Annotated in this window: 19 protein-coding genes; 7 read left to right on the top strand and 12 right to left on the bottom strand. The window is 67.0% G+C overall.

The features are described 5' to 3' along the window. The first annotated feature begins 107 nt into the window (after positions 1-107). Both EDF23_RS17815 and EDF23_RS17810 read left to right on the top strand, forming a co-directional pair. On the top strand, positions 108-1,400 hold the full coding sequence (locus tag EDF23_RS17815; RefSeq protein WP_165901191.1) for a serine/threonine-protein kinase: 1,293 nt from the start codon (positions 108-110) through the stop codon (positions 1,398-1,400). A 91-nt stretch (positions 1,401-1,491) separates the two neighbouring features. Continuing rightward, positions 1,492-2,331: a hypothetical protein gene (locus EDF23_RS17810; protein WP_131922640.1), complete on the top strand. Its 840-nt coding sequence runs from the start codon at positions 1,492-1,494 to the stop codon at positions 2,329-2,331. A 318-nt stretch (positions 2,332-2,649) separates the two neighbouring features. On the opposite strand, the gene EDF23_RS19765 is transcribed toward EDF23_RS17810, so the two are convergent. Beyond that, positions 2,650-2,907 carry an integrase core domain-containing protein gene (locus EDF23_RS19765; protein WP_279388216.1) on the bottom strand — a complete coding sequence of 86 codons (258 nt, stop codon included), beginning with the start codon at positions 2,905-2,907 and terminating at the stop codon, positions 2,650-2,652. 39 nt (positions 2,908-2,946) lie between these two features. Then, entirely contained in the window at positions 2,947-3,564 is a 618-nt protein-coding gene (locus EDF23_RS17800) for an IS3 family transposase (protein WP_131922638.1), read from the bottom strand. A 397-nt stretch (positions 3,565-3,961) separates the two neighbouring features. On the opposite strand from EDF23_RS17800, the gene EDF23_RS17795 reads away from it, so the two are divergent. The 4 genes from EDF23_RS17795 (at position 3,962) to EDF23_RS17780 (ending at position 6,320) form a co-directional block, all read left to right on the top strand. Then, positions 3,962-4,165: a hypothetical protein gene (locus EDF23_RS17795; RefSeq protein ID WP_131922637.1), complete on the top strand. Its 204-nt coding sequence runs from the start codon at positions 3,962-3,964 to the stop codon at positions 4,163-4,165. 33 nt (positions 4,166-4,198) lie between these two features. Then, the gene (locus EDF23_RS17790; RefSeq protein WP_243648977.1) at positions 4,199-4,930 is read left to right on the top strand and encodes a DUF2511 domain-containing protein; all 732 of its coding nucleotides are present in this window, start codon (positions 4,199-4,201) and stop codon (positions 4,928-4,930) included. A gap of 40 nt (positions 4,931-4,970) precedes the next feature. Next, the gene (locus EDF23_RS17785) at positions 4,971-5,783 is read left to right on the top strand and encodes a restriction endonuclease (protein ID WP_131922636.1); all 813 of its coding nucleotides are present in this window, start codon (positions 4,971-4,973) and stop codon (positions 5,781-5,783) included. A 153-nt stretch (positions 5,784-5,936) separates the two neighbouring features. Continuing rightward, positions 5,937-6,320, top strand: a complete 384-nt coding sequence (locus EDF23_RS17780; protein ID WP_131922635.1) for a hypothetical protein — start codon at positions 5,937-5,939, stop codon at positions 6,318-6,320. Between the two features lie 147 nt (positions 6,321-6,467). Here the strand turns inward: EDF23_RS17780 and EDF23_RS17775 are convergent, their stop codons facing one another. From EDF23_RS17775 to EDF23_RS17730, 10 genes are all read right to left on the bottom strand, one after another. Then, positions 6,468-7,130, bottom strand: a complete 663-nt coding sequence (locus EDF23_RS17775) for an ATP-binding cassette domain-containing protein (RefSeq protein ID WP_131922634.1) — start codon at positions 7,128-7,130, stop codon at positions 6,468-6,470. Next, entirely contained in the window at positions 7,127-8,410 is a 1,284-nt protein-coding gene (locus EDF23_RS17770) for a hypothetical protein (protein ID WP_131922633.1), read from the bottom strand. The genes EDF23_RS17775 and EDF23_RS17770 overlap by 4 nt, the downstream gene beginning before the upstream one ends. Continuing rightward, positions 8,407-9,312 carry a hypothetical protein gene (locus tag EDF23_RS17765; protein WP_131922632.1) on the bottom strand — a complete coding sequence of 302 codons (906 nt, stop codon included), beginning with the start codon at positions 9,310-9,312 and terminating at the stop codon, positions 8,407-8,409. The genes EDF23_RS17770 and EDF23_RS17765 overlap by 4 nt, the downstream gene beginning before the upstream one ends. A 57-nt stretch (positions 9,313-9,369) precedes the next feature. Continuing rightward, complete coding sequence (locus EDF23_RS17760) at positions 9,370-9,813, bottom strand: hypothetical protein (protein ID WP_131922631.1); 444 nt, start codon at positions 9,811-9,813, stop codon at positions 9,370-9,372. A gap of 111 nt (positions 9,814-9,924) precedes the next feature. Then, positions 9,925-10,551 carry a response regulator transcription factor gene (locus tag EDF23_RS17755; RefSeq protein ID WP_123338447.1) on the bottom strand — a complete coding sequence of 209 codons (627 nt, stop codon included), beginning with the start codon at positions 10,549-10,551 and terminating at the stop codon, positions 9,925-9,927. Continuing rightward, positions 10,548-11,765 (bottom strand): histidine kinase, encoded by a 1,218-nt coding sequence (locus EDF23_RS17750; protein ID WP_123338446.1) that lies wholly within the window; start codon positions 11,763-11,765, stop codon positions 10,548-10,550. Before EDF23_RS17750 ends, EDF23_RS17755 begins: the two co-directional genes overlap by 4 nt. Positions 11,766-11,788: 23 nt before the next feature. Beyond that, positions 11,789-12,559, bottom strand: a complete 771-nt coding sequence (locus EDF23_RS17745; protein WP_207895548.1) for an ABC transporter permease — start codon at positions 12,557-12,559, stop codon at positions 11,789-11,791. After that, positions 12,556-13,491, bottom strand: coding sequence for an ABC transporter ATP-binding protein (locus EDF23_RS17740; RefSeq protein ID WP_131922630.1), 936 nt, complete (start codon positions 13,489-13,491; stop codon positions 12,556-12,558). The genes EDF23_RS17745 and EDF23_RS17740 overlap by 4 nt, the downstream gene beginning before the upstream one ends. A 94-nt stretch (positions 13,492-13,585) precedes the next feature. Further along, positions 13,586-14,806, bottom strand: coding sequence for a DUF2254 domain-containing protein (locus tag EDF23_RS17735; RefSeq protein ID WP_131881795.1), 1,221 nt, complete (start codon positions 14,804-14,806; stop codon positions 13,586-13,588). A 40-nt stretch (positions 14,807-14,846) separates the two neighbouring features. Continuing rightward, on the bottom strand, positions 14,847-15,578 hold the full coding sequence (locus tag EDF23_RS17730; protein WP_131881793.1) for a GAF and ANTAR domain-containing protein: 732 nt from the start codon (positions 15,576-15,578) through the stop codon (positions 14,847-14,849). A gap of 163 nt (positions 15,579-15,741) precedes the next feature. Between EDF23_RS17730 and EDF23_RS17725 the strand changes: the two genes are divergently transcribed. Further along, complete coding sequence (locus tag EDF23_RS17725) at positions 15,742-16,206, top strand: hypothetical protein (protein WP_131922629.1); 465 nt, start codon at positions 15,742-15,744, stop codon at positions 16,204-16,206. Positions 16,207-16,301 lie beyond the last annotated feature (95 nt).

The following is a 16,301-nucleotide window of genomic DNA, read 5'->3' as shown; positions in this document are numbered from 1 at the left end:
ACGCGAGTTCTGTCGGGGCTTTCTTTGCGGGGCGCTTGTGAACCCCTCCGGAACCCCTCGGTTCTCGGTCGGAAGTGCTGACGCCTCAATCGCATCAAGGGGGATCTTTGTCGAGGTACACACGCGCGACGCGTATCGACGGCGGCGGCCAGGGTGAGGTTTGGCTCGGGCGCGACGAAGTTGGTAACCCAGTAGCCATCAAGTACCTGAACCTGGTCGGCAACGACTCCCAGCAGGCCGAAGAGCGTCGCCGCTTCCAGCGAGAAGTTACGTGTCAGGCGTCGCTGGATCACCCCCAGGTGCTCCCGATCCTGGGGTCCGAACTCGGAGGTGCGCAGCCCCACTTCGCGATGCCGCTTGCGGAGGGGTCGCTGCGAGGACGACTCGCGCCGGGAGCAGGCATCGGGATCCCGGAACCTGAGGCGTTGAGGATGTTCCAGCTGATTCTGGAGGGCGTCGAGCACGCCCACTTGGCGGGCGTCATCCACCGTGACTTGAAGCCCGAAAACATCTTGATCCTCGAGGGGCGGCCGGTCCTCTCGGACTTCGGGCTCGGCCGCCGCCTCTACTCCGACAGCACCACGCTCACGATGACCAATGTCGGCATGGGCACCTTCGCCTACTCGGCGCCGGAGCAGTTCAACAATGCGAAGGAAGCTGATCAGCGGTCTGACGTCTTCGCGCTCGGACGGATCTTCTACGAGATGCTGTCCGGGCAGATGTCGATAACGGGTCAAGACCTGGAGAGAGTACCCGGGCAGTACCGATTCATCATCAACAAAGCGACTCAGATTGATCCCGAACGACGCTTCGCGACGGTGGGAGAGATGCTGAGAGAGGTGGCACTCCTTGGCCGCGAGCCAGGCTCCCTGTTGTCCCCCGCGGAGCAGGCGATCTCGTTGGTCGAAGCAATCGCATCCGGCGACATTGAGTTGGTGGATGAGTTCGCGCGGCTCGTCTTGGAGAAGAGCGACGACCTCCAGCTATTCATTCAGGTAGTTCCGAAGGTCCCGGAGTCTGTGCTCGCTCAGCTCGCTACTCGTGACGCTGAGCTGTTCCACCAGGTGATGCTCGCGTTCGATGGCTTCGCAGATGGCAGCTTCGGATTCGACTTCACGGACAACATCGCCGTCTTCTTGCTGGCGGCTTACCGCGCGTCGGCGGACATGCGTGTCCACGGTCTTGTCATCAACCGACTCCTGGTGCTCGGGGCCAGCCACAATCGTTGGTTTGTCCGTGATCGCTTCATCGACGCTGTTCGCTTGGCCCTGCGCGACGCAGCCCACGCACCCGTGGTTGCTGCTGTACTGCGCGACAATGCCTGGGCTCTTGACTTCGTACGGGAGCCTCTACGTCAGCTCTCGCTTCCTCGAGTTGTGGAAGAGGTTCTCGCTGCCTAGGCGAGAACAGCTCCCCTTCCGCACGCATCGACCGGGCTTGGGCATCGATGATGCCGCCGTGTGTGTCGGTTCTGCTCGCTAGATTTTGACCATGATGGATGAGTGGCTGCCGTTGGGAACGCGACAATTGGATGTAGCGGACTTGCACGAGGGCGTACCGGCGTGGATGGCGACCCGCTTCTGGACCTGGCTCGACCGCTCGTTCGACTCTCTGTCCCGTGAAAAGGGGCACAAGGTAGTCATGGCCGAGTACGACGAGCGACGGCGAATGCGGGAGCCGCTAGCTCCAGAGTGCGGCGCCTACCACTTGAGTAACGTCCTACAACGGCGTGGGGATGACAACCTGACCTGGAGCGTGACTGACTTCGTCGTCGCTCGAGCGGGCGAGCTGGGCTATTCGCACTGGCTCGATGACCTCGAGGGTATCCTGGAACAGTCCGGGTCAGCTTGGCGGATTGGGACCAGAAGCGGCGCGGCCGGTGTGGAGCGGCGAGTGGCGTCTGGTGTCGGCGAAGCTGCAAACGTGGTGATGGGGAGGACCGGCTCGGCGGGCGAGCTGCTGTCGGCAGCCTGGCAGGCCACATTCGGTATCCATCCGGACCCGGAGAAGGCCTACTCCAAGGCGATCAAGGCTGTCGAGGAGGCTGCGAAGCCCCGCGTCTCGCCCAAGGACTCAGTCGCAACGCTCGGCAAGATGGTGTCGGCGATGCGGGACCAGAAAGACTGGGCGCTTCCACTGCAAGACGACGAGACAAATCCCTCCAGCGACACCGTCGTGAAGATGATGCGTTCCTTGCACTCGGGCCAGCAGCAGCGGCACGGCGGAAACGGTGATCGGGCCGCGACGCAAGAAGAAGCCGAAGCGGCACTGTTCCTTGCAGTGCCGCTAGTCCAGTTCTTCCACGGCGGACTGGTCGCTCGGCGAAGCTGACTGGGCGGGAGACAACGGACCATCTTCACCGTCAATCTGCCCGGTCATCACGCCGGTGAGCCGCTCCGTGTAGCGCTGGTGAGCGAGGTCTACTTCGTCGCGCTGGCCAACGGTTGGCCCTCCCTGAGGTCGGCGGGCGGTGTGCTGGCCCCGTGACGAACGCCGAGAACCGAGCCCGCTGCGTGGCATAGTCCTTCTTCCGCAGGTGAGCGTAGACCTTGTCGGTGATGGCGACGGACGCGTGGCCCATCAGCCGCGACAGCTCAAACATGTCGAATGCGCCGGAGGGACTGCTGCTGGTTCGGTTGACTCGTTGGTTTAGGCCGCGAGTGCTGCCTGTGGGTTGATGATTGCTTCGTACTCGATGGGCGTCAACTTCCCGAGACCGCGCTGTCGGCGTTTTCGGTGGTAGATGCCCTCGCTCCAGTGCACGATCGCGAGCCGCAGTTGCTCACGAGAAGTCCGTCGGTGCCGGTTGAGGACGTTCTTCTGCAGCAGCGCGAAGAACGACTCCATTGCCGCGTCGTCCGCGCGCTCCCCGACCTGCCCATCGACCCCAGCAGCCCGGCATCCCACAGCGCTCGAACGAACTTCTTGGACCGGAACTGGCCGTATTCAACCGGTCGTCGCAACACCTGATACCGGAGGTGTTCGATGCGGGTTGAATACGGCCTGGCTGCCGCGATCCGAATGAACCACGGTGTGGAGCGGGCCGCGGCGAGAGATTGCCATCTGCAGTGCCGCGACGGCGAGCGAGGATCGCATCCGAGAGCCGATGGAGTAGCCGACGATCGGGCGGGAGCACGCGTCCTTCACGGCGCAGAGGTAGAGCGTGCCCTCGCCCGTGTTGTGCTCGGTGATGTCGGTCAACCACAGCTTGTCCAGATCCGGCGCGGTGAACGCCCTCCGCACCAGATCGTCATGCACTGGTGGTCCGGCCTTCCGGGTCAGGCCCCGTTTCTTCGCGTGCAGTGACCAGAGCCGCTGCCGCGAGCACAGTCGCCAGACGCGCCGTTCCGAGACGAGCAGGCCGGCGCGGAGGTCGTCGGTGATGAACCGGTACCCGAATGTCGGGTCGTCGCGGTGCGCATCGACGGCGGCATTGGTCAGGTGCGCGTTCTCCCAATCGCGGCGGCTCACCGGGTTCTTCCGCCAGGCATAGAACGCCTGCTTCGTGAAGCCCAACACCCGGCAGGTCACCGCGACCGGGATCCGGTCGGCGGCGAGTCTCAATGTTGGTCATCGTTCCTTCTCCTCGTCGATTCGCGGACGCCCGGCCGGAGCGGTGGGGTGCAGCGCTTCCGCTACTTCCGGGAAGAGGACTCCTGCGTGCGTCAGCAGGTAGGTGATCGCGACACGCACGAGGTGCGCTCTCGAAATTCCTCCGACGGGCACGAGAACTTCGAGCGCCTCTTTGACCTCCCGCGGCACGCTGGTGCGTAGCTCTTCGGCGTAGTCGAGGGGCTCTTGGCCACGTTTTCCCATAATCGCCTCCGGTTTATTTCGGACGCCTATTACTTTACGCCCAAAGTTGCTTACGCCGCTGCTGACAGAACTCGGGATACGTTTGTGGGGACTGCATGAAGGCGGTGCGCTCGGGAGCGTGGAGTTTAATAGCATGAGTGAAGACATGAGTGAAGACATGAGTGAAGACATGAGTGAAGACATGAGTGAAGACATGAGTGAAGACATGAGTGAAGACACCGGATCTGACGAGGAGCGCGATCGGCGCCCGGTCAGAAGACAAGAGCGCGCGCGTCAGCTGCGTAAGCTAGGGATCCGCAACCAGGTCGGCGACCCGCCTCGGGCGATTGGTCGCCAGCGGCTCCGGTAGCGCCGACCCGCCTTCGCGGGGTAGCCCGCAGCCGTGAGTGAGAGATACTCTCCTACGGTGTGTAAGACTCTCATTCTCACCGTGACCGTCGGCCTCGCCGCGGCTGTGCTGACCGGCTGTTCGTCGTCTTCAGTAACACCCGAAGTCACGCTTTCGCCTTCGGTAAAGCAGTCAGCCAAGAGCGCGATGAGCGAAGGGGAACGCACCGCGAAAGCGGAGAAGCTCGTGCTCGCGGAGCTCCCGGATGTTCCAGCCTGGGACGGGGTTACTACAAAGGGGAGCGCCGTCGGTGCATCTGAGGTCTGCGTAGACCGAACGTACGGGCCAACGGGAGGCCTGAACGGAACGGGCGGCAACGCTGGGTACGTCGTGGTTACCTTCCCGTCGTTGGACCTTGGTGAGCCTCAGAGTGGCTCATGCGCCGACTACGCGCCAGCCAGTGACCCGACTCCGAGTGCGGTCGATGTGCCCGCGTCGGTGGCGGACGACCCGGGTTTGCTCGTGAGCACCGACTTCGGCGACGAGTGGCCCCTGACTGTGCCGTACGTGGTGGCTCACTGCGACAACATCGTTGCGGGCGGTCGTGCGCTGGAAGTACTGACTGTTGACGCACCCGATGGCGCCACGTACGCGGCGAACGGGACAGCGAAGGACCACACGACTGCCCCGGCTATCGACCCGATTTGGGCAGCTGACCCTGATGTCAGTGGACTGAAGATTGACATCTCGCCTGTTATCGATGCAGGGCTGGAGCTGTGCGGTTGATGATTAAGCAGGCCGTCGCCGGACCCTTCGGCGTGGCCATATGACGGACGATCGGAATCGACTGACACCCGCCGAGCTTGGCGACGGTCTGCCTTCGGCCGCATCGCTTGACGTCTCGTTCGCTAACCTTAATGACGCCGAATTTGAGGAGTTTGTCTACGACCTGTTGGTCACGTTGGGTTTCGTGAATGTGGATTGGCGAAAAGGTACTCCGAAGAACGCTAGCCCGTCCGACCGTGGCAGGGACATCGTCGCGCAATGGGTTGTGAAGGACGTCGACGGTCATACTCGATTCGAGACGTGGTTCGTGGACGCCAAGCACTACGCCAGGGGTGTTCCGCCTGAGGCACTGCAGGGGTTGATGACTTGGTCGGAGGTTGAGCGCCCCGATGTAGCGCTTGTGGCCGCTTCTGGTTTCTTGTCTAACCCCGCGAAGGACTGGGTTTCGGCCTACGTCAGCAATCGTTCTCCAGGGTTTCGGATCCGGTACTGGGAGAAGCCGGATCTAAGCCGCATGCTTTCCCGCTTTCCGGACCTGATGCATCGCCACGGGATCATCGAAGCGGAGTCGATGCGTACGGTTGCAGACATCCGTGCCGCCGAGCACGAGTTCTTCGACAAGGTCTGGTACGTGCGGAGCCTCATCCACGACGAGAACATCGCAGCGGGTGAGAGCGATGATCTTTCCGCCGACTTGCGTGAGCGAGTGCTCGCTGCGCGTACGGCGGTCGTCGAGCGTTACGGCGCGAGCGACGTGGGTCCCTGGGACGACTGGACGTGGGGCTTTGTGAACGGGAAGCTCTCCGCGCTGCGGTGGGTCCTCGGGGACGAGTGGGACTTTCTTGACACGTGACGAGTGTCATCGCGGCAGACTGCCCCCTCCGAGACCCCTCCAACCGCGCTCCGCTGCCGCAGCCCGATGCGGACCGAGTTGCGACGAGCGCCCTGGTCGGCTCCCGTGAGCTGGTCCTCTTGCGCACGCTCGGTTCGCAGCGAGAATGAGTTCGTGCAGATCGAAGAAGTGGACGAGCGGCTCTACGGCGCCGAAGGCGAGCGCGACACGTTCGTCGTGCACTTCTTCCATGCACCCAGCGGCGAGATGGTCGCGCCCGACTGGGACGCCACGAGTTGCTCGGTCAGTGTGATCCGCGTCACCGACGCGACGTACCGCGCGGCGTTCGCAGAAGCTCGGCGGATTGCTGCTGGCGAGACGTCGCCGACGCTGTTCTCGGTGTCCCTCGAGACCGTGGATCCGAATGGCTCGGGAATCCTGCGACTGTTCGGGACCGACCTCAACATGGAAGGACTGGAGCTCGACCTCGATTCGCACGCGGCGAAACGGGAGATGTTCGCTGAGCTCTTCAGTCGCGACCGCAATGCGCACGCGTGATCTGGGATCTAGAGCGCAACCGCTGGCGGGCTGGGAGCCCGGTGCCAGCTGGCTCCGTCCCTCCAGGCTCGGCCGTCACCCCGCTGGCACGGTGCGCCGGTACCGGCTAGTGGGGCCCACCTCCAGTCCCGTTCGGTACTGGGTCCGTCAACGACTCCACTCGATGAGCTGTTCGTGGTGCAGGTGGAGTCGCCGTCCACATCGCTGTGCAACGCGCTCACTGTGGGTGACGATCACGAACGTGGTCCCAGCCCGTTGCAGCTGATCGAAGAGGGCGAGCACGTCGTCTTCGGTCGTCTCGTCGAGTGCCCCGGTGGGCTCATCGGCGAGGACGACGGCGGGGCGCTTCGCGATGGCCCGAGCGATCGCGACGCGCTGCGCTTCTCCTCCCGACAGTCGTCGTGGGCGCTTGCCGGCAAGGTGACTGATCCCGACCGCCTCGAGGGCGTCGTGTGCTCGGTCGGCCGAGCCGTCACGAGCAGGAACTCCGAGCCGGACGTTGTCGAGCACGCTGCGGTCCCCGAGCAGGCTGTGGTCCTGGGTGACGATGCCGATGTGTCGGAGCCGGTGGGCCGCCATCCTGGACGCGGTGCGCTCGAGCACGTGCCCGTCGTGCTCGTAGGTCCCGCCGAAGTCGGTGTCGAGGCCGGCGAGGATCCGGAGCAGCGTGCTCTTGCCAGATCCGCTCCGACCGGTGATGGCTACTGACCGATCGTCGTCGCGAAGGTCGAAGTGCAGTCGGTCGAACAGTGCTCGGGTCGATCCGTCGGGCTCGGTGATGGTCTTCGAGACGTCGCGCAGCACGATCATCGTGGGGTACCTCTTCGGCTTTGGGTGGTCAGTTCGATGCGGACGGCTCGTCGACTGAGTGCGCCGTCCGCCACGCACCAGAGCAGGACGGCGGCACCCGCGCCGAGTCGAGCCAGCGCACTGTCGTTGGGGAGCACCGCGCTCGTCGCGAGGAACAGCCCGAACGCGGCGGCGTACTCGGTGAGGCGGCTTGCGCGGAACAGCCGGTTCGTGCGGTTCGGGCTCTTCCCGAGAAGATGGTGCACCCGCGCGACTGGCGCTCGACGGTGATTGAGAAGTCGGTCGAGGAACGCCGTGATGATGCCCACGCCCGCGGTGAGGACGACGAGCAGCGCGGTGACGAGCACCATGTTGTCCTGGATGAGCTGGCGGACGAGGGAGAGCTGCACGAGGTAGGTCGGCACTCCGAGCAACGTGTACGACCCGAAGCCGGTGTCGTCTCCGATCTCGTCGAGTCGCGCGACGACGCCACCGAAATCGAGGCCGCGATCGACGGCGAGGTCGGCGTTCAGTACCTGGAACACCAGGCGTCCGAACAGCTCGGGATCCAACCGGTCGAGTGATGCTCGGTCGAGTCCGGCGAGTGTCGGCGGGTAGGGCACGATCACGGTGTCATCGAGGTAGTGGTTGGCCTCACCGCGGAAGTACATGGCGCTGTCCGGTTCGAGGAAACCGACGACTTCGAGTTCCTGCTCCTGCAGGATGACCGCTCCGGTGAGGTGTTGTCCGAGTTCGTACACGCCGCGGTACTCGTTGCCGAGCAGTACCGGGATCCGGCCGGAACCCCAATCGACGGTGTCCCACTCGATCGGCTTGCCGTCCTGCACGGAGAGTCCTGCGAACTCGTACGCGGTTTCGTTGAGCTGGATGGACTTGATGTCCTGCACGCTCCGTCCGGACTCGTCCTGGTACTTCCCGTTGAGCGTGTACTCCGTGCCGTAGCCGACGTCGAAACGATCGTTGCCGCGGAAGTCCTGGACGGTGACGGGTTGGTCGTACGAGGAGATGAGCTTGAATCCGGGCTCGTCGTCGATGCGATCGACGAACGAGGCGACTCCATCGAGCGCGTGCTGGTCTCGTCGGATCGCTTCGAACGCGTCCGGGTCGAGATCGTCGATCACCGTGTAGAGGTCGACGTCGGCATCAGCGGACAAGCCTTGGGCCACGGCCTGCGACGTGGACTGGGTGAACGACGCCACGTTGTACCAGCAGAGTGCGAGCAGCACGAGCAGGACGATCTTGGCGATGAGGATCGTCCAGTTGGACCGGAGGTCGTTCACCAGTTCCATCGTCGGCTTCCGTGCCAGAAGGAAGTGGCGGAGACGGCAAGCGCGACCGTCCCGACCGCCGCGACTGCGGCGGTGACGTCGAGGTCGAGGTTGGTGGCGTGCCGTGCAGCTGCCGCGCCCACGAGTGCGGTTGCACAGGCGGCGGTACTGATCACACCGACTCTGATGGCAGCGCTGCGAAGGGTGGTCAGTGGTCGAACCCCCGTCATGAAGCGGACTGCGGCAGCGCGGAGTTCCCATCGTCCGGCTTGCAGACCACCGATCAGGGCGATGAGCGCGACGACGAGCGCGCCGAGCGTGACCAGAACCGGCGACACAGCGTCGACGTTCGTCCTGCGGTTGGTGCCGTCGTCGATGATCTCGACGCTCCGGCCGGGGAACTGTGCGTTGTAGTGGCGGACACTGCTCGGGCCGTCCAGGAGCAGCCGCTGTGGTGACGCCGAGAACTGCGACGGATCGGCGAGGACCACGTCATCGGACAGCAGACTGTCCGTCCTGACGCCGAGACGACCCACCACGGTGTACGTCGTGCCGTCGATGACGAGGTCGTCGCCGCGGACGGCGACGTCAGCGCCGACGAGAGCCTCGCCGGGACGCCCGGTCAGCGCGTGCCCGTCGTGCAATGGAACGTCTGTCCACCGTCCCGACAGGATCGCAACGGCGCGGACCCGATCCTCGAGGCCCACGAACACCTTCGTTCCCGGTTCGAACGCGCCCCGGGCGCGCCTGAGTTCGTCGAGTGTCGCGGTCACCCAGGCGCTCTGGCCGGTGCGGAGATCGTTGCCCTCCGCGGCGATGACACGTCGACGAGCGTCGAACACTCCGATCAGCACGGTCAGGAGCATGGCCAGCAGGAGCAGGCCGGCTGTCGCCGTGAGCTGTCGCTTCGTCACGTCTTCTCCTCACGCCGCAGCGGGCGCGAGCTACTGGCTCGCACCCGCTGCGATGTGTCACTTGCCGTAGTAGGTCTTCGCGGAGCCGACACCGCTGCCGGGCTGGTTCGGCCGGTACGGCTTCCACGCGGTCACTGCTTCAGTGCCGGACTTGCCCCACTTCCGGCCAGAGTCAGCGATGATGCTGCTGCCGTGCTCGAGCCGCGCTCGCGTGTAGTGCTGCACGCCTGCCCAGGTCGTCCAACCGTGCGAGCGCTTGTGTGTCGTCCCGCTGATCGTCTTCTTCTCGGCTGCACCACGGTGGTTCACCGCGAACACCGACATCCCGGTCCCTGCGCCATTGATGGTCCCGGCGCCCTCCGACCATCCGCCGACGACCCCCTGCTCCTCGGCATCGCCCTGCGCATGTGCAGGGACTGCGCCGAGGAACACCGTCCCGCCGACGGCTACTGCGGCGAAGCCGGCAGCAATCCGCCGAGCCTGCTGACCGATTCTGTTCATCACATGCTCCTCTCCTGAACGCTGAAATCCAGACGTTCAGTGGTTAACATGCCAGAAGCAGAACGTTTTGTCCACGGGTGCCGCCTCGGTCGAGGGGGTATCCCTCCGTGCCTAGCCCGCGCCGAGCAGCCATCCGTTGTCCGCCGCGATCCGCAGCGCCTCGGTCGCGTTGCGCGCCGCGGTCTTCCCGATCGCGGACGACAAATGGTTCCGCACGGTGCCCTCGGACAGGTGCAGTGTGCCGGCGACCCCGGCCACGGTCGGCGACGTCCGGAAGGCGATGAGCACGTCGGTCTCCCGCGGGCTGAGCGGGGACGGCCCCGCGGCGAGGGACTCGGCGGCGAGCACGGGGTCGACGACGCGGAAGCCCCCGGCCACCCGGCGGACGGCGTCGGCGAGCTGTTCAGCCGGGGTGTCCTTCACCACGAACCCGACGGCCCCGGCCTCGAGTGCTCGCCGGAGGTAGCCGGGGCGCCCGAACGTCGTGACGATGAGGGATCGGCACGCCGGCAGCTCGCGGGCCAGCGTCGCCGCCGCCGTCAGGCCGTCCGCGCCCGGCATCTCGACGTCGAGCAGGGCCACGGTGGCGCCTGACGTTCGCGCGGCGTCGAGCACCTCGTCGCCGCGGGCGACCTGGGCGACGACCTCGATGTCCCGTTCGAGCGAGAGCAGCGAGGCGAGTGCGCCACGGACGAGCGCCTGGTCGTCGGCGACGAGCACCCGGATCGGATCGGTCATCGTGGACTCCTCTCGACTCGGAGCAGGAACCCACCGAGGTCGCTCGTGCCGGTGGTGAGGGCCGCCCCGACGGCGTCCGCGCGCTCCCGGAGTCCGCGGAGGCCGTTCCCACCGAGCCCGGGCGCGGTCGACGGTGGAGCGAGCACCCCGGTGCCGTCGTCCTCGACGGTCAGCGCCGTCCGGGTCAGCGTCACCCGGACCCGACTCGCGGCAGCGTGCCGGAGGACGTTCGTGATGCCCTCGCGGAGCACCCAGGCGAACAGGCTGCGAACGTCGTCCCCGGCGGCGTCACCGTCCTCGGGGAGCGCCGCCGTGATCGAGGCAGCGGCCAGCGCGGCGCGGGCGGAGACCAGTTCGGCGTCGAGGTCGGCCTCGCGGTAGCCGCTGACCGCTCGCCGGAGCTCGTGCAGCGCCTCGCGCGAGAGCCGTTCGACGTCCTGCATCTCGGTCTTCGCGCGTGCCGGGTCGACGTCCACCAGCCGGACGGCGAGCTCGGACTTCATCGCGACGACGGTCAGGGAGTGGCCGAGCACGTCGTGCAGGTCGCGGGAGAACCGCGCGCGTTCCTCGACGACCGCGAGGCGGGTGATCTCGTCCTGCGCGGCCCCGAGCCGTTGCTCCGCCTCGCGTTGCCGGCCGAAGAACAGCATCGACGCCCCGACGGACACGGTGATGACCGGTGCGAACAGGATGCCGCTGTTCACCGCGGTGTCCCACCCCGTGCTCGCCGCGACGAGGAACTGTGCGCCGACGATGCCGAGCACCACCACCGCGGCCACCCAGAACCGCTCGGCGACGAATCCGGAGAGCGCAGCGACGAGCAGCCAGGTCCAGACCGCGAGGGGTCCGACCACGAAGAGCAGGAGCCCGGCGAGCAGTGCGACTCCGGCGAGCACGAGCACCCGGCCGCGCAGGCTCCGCCGCCACATCAGCTCCGGCGCGAACAGGTACGCCGCGTAGACGACGGCGAGGGCGATGGAGGAGACGACGTGTGCGCGCAGGCTCCGGCCGTCGGTCCACACGGCGATGATCTCGAGCACCTGCCAGAGGAGCGCGAAGACCGCGCCGGCGTACCAGCGGCGGCGTCCGACGCGGATGTCGTCGTCGCTCGCGCCCGGTGGGACGGCCCACGGGAACGAACGGGGTGACGGCCTGGAGGCGTGTGGTGCGTTCTCCGCGCCACGCGCCTCGGCCGTTCTGGTCGCCTCGGACATCGGTGCCAGCGTAGGTCCGTCGGTCACTGTCGTGCGGCGTCGCGTCGGTACCGCCACACGATCACTGCGGCCAGGACGATCGCCCAGCCCGCCAGGACGATGGCCGGCTCGGTCATGCCCGCGGACCCGGTCGCGCCGGCACCCATCTGTCCGATCCGGTTGAGCCAGTAGGAGGGCAGCAGATGTGCGACGGTGCCCATCCAGTCGGGCATCACGCTCAGCGGGACCCACAGCCCGCCGAGGATCGCCAGGCCCATGAACACCACCATGAAGAGCGGCTGCGCGAAGGACGGCTTCGCGAACTGCCCGATCAGGATCGCGATGAGCGCGAACGGGATCACTCCGCACCAGATGCCGAACCCGGCGGCGAACCAGTGCAGCGGGTCGAGCGAGGCGTGCAGGCCGACGGTCGCGACGAGCACCGTGATGACGATGGACACCGCGGCGAAGGCCATCGCGGCGATCGCCTTCGACACCATGAACCCCCACCCGGACAACGGCGTCACGCGGAGCTGCCGGTTCCAGCCGATCGACCGCTCGTTGACGATGGCGAACGCCTGGCTGAGCGCGGCCGTCATCGCGCCGTACGAGGCCATCTGCAGCGTCGTGACGACGAGGTACGGCAGACGCGTCGTCGGGTCGGTCTGGGATCCGAAGGCCGAACCGAACACGAGCAGCATGATCACCGGGACGGCGAAGGTGAACACCATCGCGCGGACGTTGCGGAGCTGCCGCTTCGTCTCGACGTACAGGTAGCGGATCGGCAGCCGGCCGGACGCGGTCACGGTGGTCATGTGAGGACTCCTTCGGGAGCGGTGTCGGTGGGGGCGGAGGCGGGGTCGGCGGTGAGCGCGAGGAAGGCGTCGTCCATGGTCGAGGCGACCACCTGGATGTCGTGCGCCTGCGGGAACGCGGTGAGGAGTGCCCTGAGCGTGTCGTCGCTGCGGTCGGAACGGAGCGTGACGGAGTCGTGCCGAGCCTCCAGGGAGACCACTGCCGGCAGACCGCGCAACGCGACGTGCGCGTCGGCACCCACCCCGGAGAACCGGACCGCACGCGTGGCGGTGATCGCCTTGATCTCGGCAGGTGTGCCGTCGGCCACGATCCGGCCGGCGCGCATGATGACGATGCGGTCGGCGAAGGTGTCGGCCTCGTCGAGGTAGTGGGTCGCGAACACGACCGTGCGCCCCGCGTCGGTGAACTCGCGCATCGACGACCAGAACGTGTGCCGGGCCTCGACGTCCATCGCCGCGGTCGGTTCGTCGAGGACCAGCAGGTCCGGGTCCGAGACCACGGCGACCGCGAACCGGGCCCGCTGCAGCTGCCCGCCGGAGAGCTTGTTCACCCGGCGTCCGGCGATCTCGCTGCAGCGCGCACGGCGGAGGGCCTCGTCGACCGGCATCGGCCGGCGGTGCGCGGCGGCGACGAGGGCGACCGCCTCCCGGACCGTCATGTCCGGCAGGAGTGCGCCGCCCTGCAGCATCGCGCCGACTCGACCGGTGACGACCGCGGCACGGGGCTCCTCGCCGAAGAGCAGGGCCTCGCCGGTCGTCGGCGTGGACAGCCCGAGCGCGAGGTCGACCGTCGTGGTCTTGCCCGCGCCGTTCGGGCCGAGGAGGGCGACGACCTCGCCCGGACGGATCGTCAGGTCGACGCCGTCGACCGCGGCCACGGCGCCGAAGCGCTTGCGGAGGTCGCGGAGCTGGATGACCGGTGTGTCGTTCATACAGCCCACCCTCGTGCACCTCGGCGTGGCACGCCTCGGCCGGACGTCACGATCCCGGCATGACATCTGTCACCCCGCGCACCGCGCACCGCGCTCACACGGCGCGGAGTGCCCGCACGGTCGACTCGAGGTGGCGCCGGCGACCTTCGGGAGCGCGCTCGTCCAGCCGCTCGGCCAGGCGGAGTGCGGCGGAGACCACGATCGGCTGGTCGGCACCGTACGTCCTGACGCCGTCGAACACCGAGTCGACGAGTGTCTCCGCGGTGGGCCAGTGCGGGATGACCCGGACCCGACCGTCGTCGTCGAGGTACCCGGTGATCGCCGACCGACCGCGCCACACGGGGACGAGTGGCGTCGCGGCGAGGTCGAGTGCGCTGACCGCGGTGTAGGGGTCGTTGGAGCCGCTGGCGAGTCCGCGGACGGCGATCTCGACCAGCTGCTGCAGTGCGAAGCCGACGTCCTGGTACGGGGTCCGTGACGAACCGAGGGTCACGAGCGTCAGGAGTCGGCGCCCAGCGCTGTCGAGATCGATCTCCGCGTCCATCGCGACGCCGACCCGGAGCAGGACGTCGCCCTCGATGACGTGGTCACCCGGCATCGCGACGGCCTCGATCACGCAGTCGTGTCCCGTTGCCCAGCCCACCAGCCGCTCCCACTGCACGGACTGCACGTAGCCGTCACCGGCTGCGGTGACGTCTGCCCAGCGAGCCGCACCCGCGTGCACCGGACCGACGGTGATCCCGTCGCCGTCCCCGTTGCGGAAGACCTGGCCCACCGCTGCGGCGAGGTCGGTCTGCACCTGCTTCTGCAGCGCGGTGATCTGCACGCTCGACGCGATGTGGTGGATGAAGAAGACCAGGACGGCGACGTCGAGGATGCCGAGGAGCACCGCGACGTGGACGGCGATGACCGGCACGAACGCGGTGCCGTCGTCGACGTCTGTGTGCACGGAGCGGAGCACGACGATCGAGTAGAGGAACGTCGACGTGAACGCGGCGAGGACGAACTGGTTGGCGCGGTCCGCCATGAAGTTGCGGACCAGACGGGGGCCGTACGTCGACGAGGTGGTGGCGAGGACGGAGATCGTGATGGAGAACGACGTGCCCGCCACCGTCAACATCGACGTGCCGATCGTGGTCAGGATGGATCGCCCGCCGCTCGCACTGAGGGCGTCGAGGAACCCGATCCGGGTGGCGCTGTGCACCAGGGCGTGGTCCAGCGTGACCAGGAGCTCCGCAACGACCATCGCGGCGATCCCGAGGAGGGCGGGAAGGAACCAGAACGACTCTCGGACACGGAGGGCGAGGGTGTGCATGATCCATCATCTCCCGCACAGAGCGGTGCCGGACGGTGGCTCAGCGGTCCGGTGTCGGGGAGCCGAGTGTGATCCGTCCGGCGGTGACGGCCAGCGCGACTTCGGCGAGGGGGAGGCCGTTGGCCCGTGCGTGGTCCCGGAGCAAGGCGAACGCGGCGTCGGCGTCGACTCGGTTCCGGCTCGCGATCCAGCCCTTGGCCTGCTCGACGGCCACACGGCTGTCGAGTGCGGCCTGGAGCTGCGCCTGCGTGGTGGCGGCATCGTCGAGCGTGCGCTGCCGGGTGATGGTGATCGTCGCGATGTCGGCCAACGCCCGTGCCGCTGCCACGTCGTCGAGGTCGAACGGGCCGGCGGCGCACCGGAACAGGTTGAGGGACCCGATGACGGACCGTTGTACCCGCAGCGGGATCGAGTGGACCGCGGAGTATCCGACGTCCACGGCGGCCCGAGCGAAGTGTGGCCATCTGGCCTCTGACAGCTCGATGTCGGGGACCGAGACGGCCGTGCCCGTGCGTGCTGCTTCGATGCAAGGGCCCTCGCCGGTCTCGAGTTGCAGGAGTTCGAGGAGGCCGCTGTGGTGACCAGCCGAGGCCGCGATCCGCAAGCGCGACGACGGATCGAACACCAACAGTCCGGCCGCATCGGCATCGAACAACGCCACCGACTCGTCAACGAGCACCTGCACGCCGGCCTCGTGATCCGGCGCGGTGGTGACGTTGCCGACGAGCGTGACGATGGCACGCAACAATCGACCTTCACGGTTCACGGCCATGTGGCGCACTCCTGAATCGATGATCCGAAGTGGCCAGTCGTGCCCTGCTCCAGCAGTCGACGACCGCTTGGCCCTCACTGTACGCGCTTGATCCGACCGGGCGTGGAGAGCCTTCCGCTCCGGTGCAGCCGGCGTCGAGAACGCTCCGGTAGCGTGCCACCACATGCACTCCGCGCAAGCCCCACTCCCGCGCCTGATCGTCGCGCTCGTGGCACTGGTCGCACTGTTGTTCGCAGTCGTCGCCGCTGCTGTGATCGCCCTCCAGACCTACGTCGGCCACACCGGACGGCTCGGCGACTGCATGCGCATCGGACTCTGCACGGGGACACCCTTGGCGACCGTCGAGAGCAGGACCGGCGTCACTCTGCCGGAGGGATCGACCCTGATCGAGTCCAAGGCTTCCTGCGACCGCGACTTCATGTCGGCACTGGTGCGCCTTCCCGACGGCACCGAGCCGCCGACCCTTCGGGAGAGCGACCCCGCTGAGCTCACCCAGCGTGCGTCCGCGGCGCTCACGAGCCAGGGGGCCGACACCCCCGGCGGGCAGATCAGCGGCAACGTCGCGCTGTTCACCGGAACCTCGAGCGGTCACACGATCGTCTACCTCAGGTACGACGCGCACGACTGAGCTGCGCCGTGCTCGGATGCACTACTGTCGTCCGCAGAGGGAAAAAATCCCGCGCTGCTCCGGCAGACGGGACCGCACACGCGTCTCACAGGAGT

It is taken from the genome of Curtobacterium sp. PhB128, from assembly GCF_004340725.1.
Taxonomy (GTDB): domain Bacteria; phylum Actinomycetota; class Actinomycetes; order Actinomycetales; family Microbacteriaceae; genus Curtobacterium.
The sequence above is the reverse complement of the archived record's forward strand: the minus strand, read 5'-3'. Positions and strand labels throughout refer to the sequence as shown.

Coding starts and splice junctions, on each gene's coding strand:
- EDF23_RS17775 (WP_131922634.1), bottom strand. CDS start 7,130: ATGATCGTGCTGCGCGACGTCTCGAAGACCATCACCGAGCCCGACGGA.
- EDF23_RS17760 (WP_131922631.1), bottom strand. CDS start 9,813: ATGAACAGAATCGGTCAGCAGGCTCGGCGGATTGCTGCCGGCTTCGCC.
- EDF23_RS17730 (WP_131881793.1), bottom strand. CDS start 15,578: ATGGCCGTGAACCGTGAAGGTCGATTGTTGCGTGCCATCGTCACGCTC.
- EDF23_RS17750 (WP_123338446.1), bottom strand. CDS start 11,765: ATGTCCGAGGCGACCAGAACGGCCGAGGCGCGTGGCGCGGAGAACGCA.
- EDF23_RS17755 (WP_123338447.1), bottom strand. CDS start 10,551: ATGACCGATCCGATCCGGGTGCTCGTCGCCGACGACCAGGCGCTCGTC.
- EDF23_RS17740 (WP_131922630.1), bottom strand. CDS start 13,491: ATGAACGACACACCGGTCATCCAGCTCCGCGACCTCCGCAAGCGCTTC.
- EDF23_RS17745 (WP_207895548.1), bottom strand. CDS start 12,559: ATGACCACCGTGACCGCGTCCGGCCGGCTGCCGATCCGCTACCTGTAC.
- EDF23_RS17735 (WP_131881795.1), bottom strand. CDS start 14,806: ATGCACACCCTCGCCCTCCGTGTCCGAGAGTCGTTCTGGTTCCTTCCC.
- EDF23_RS17785 (WP_131922636.1), top strand. CDS start 4,971: ATGACGGACGATCGGAATCGACTGACACCCGCCGAGCTTGGCGACGGT.
- EDF23_RS17810 (WP_131922640.1), top strand. CDS start 1,492: ATGATGGATGAGTGGCTGCCGTTGGGAACGCGACAATTGGATGTAGCG.
- EDF23_RS17725 (WP_131922629.1), top strand. CDS start 15,742: ATGCACTCCGCGCAAGCCCCACTCCCGCGCCTGATCGTCGCGCTCGTG.
- EDF23_RS17795 (WP_131922637.1), top strand. CDS start 3,962: ATGAGTGAAGACATGAGTGAAGACATGAGTGAAGACATGAGTGAAGAC.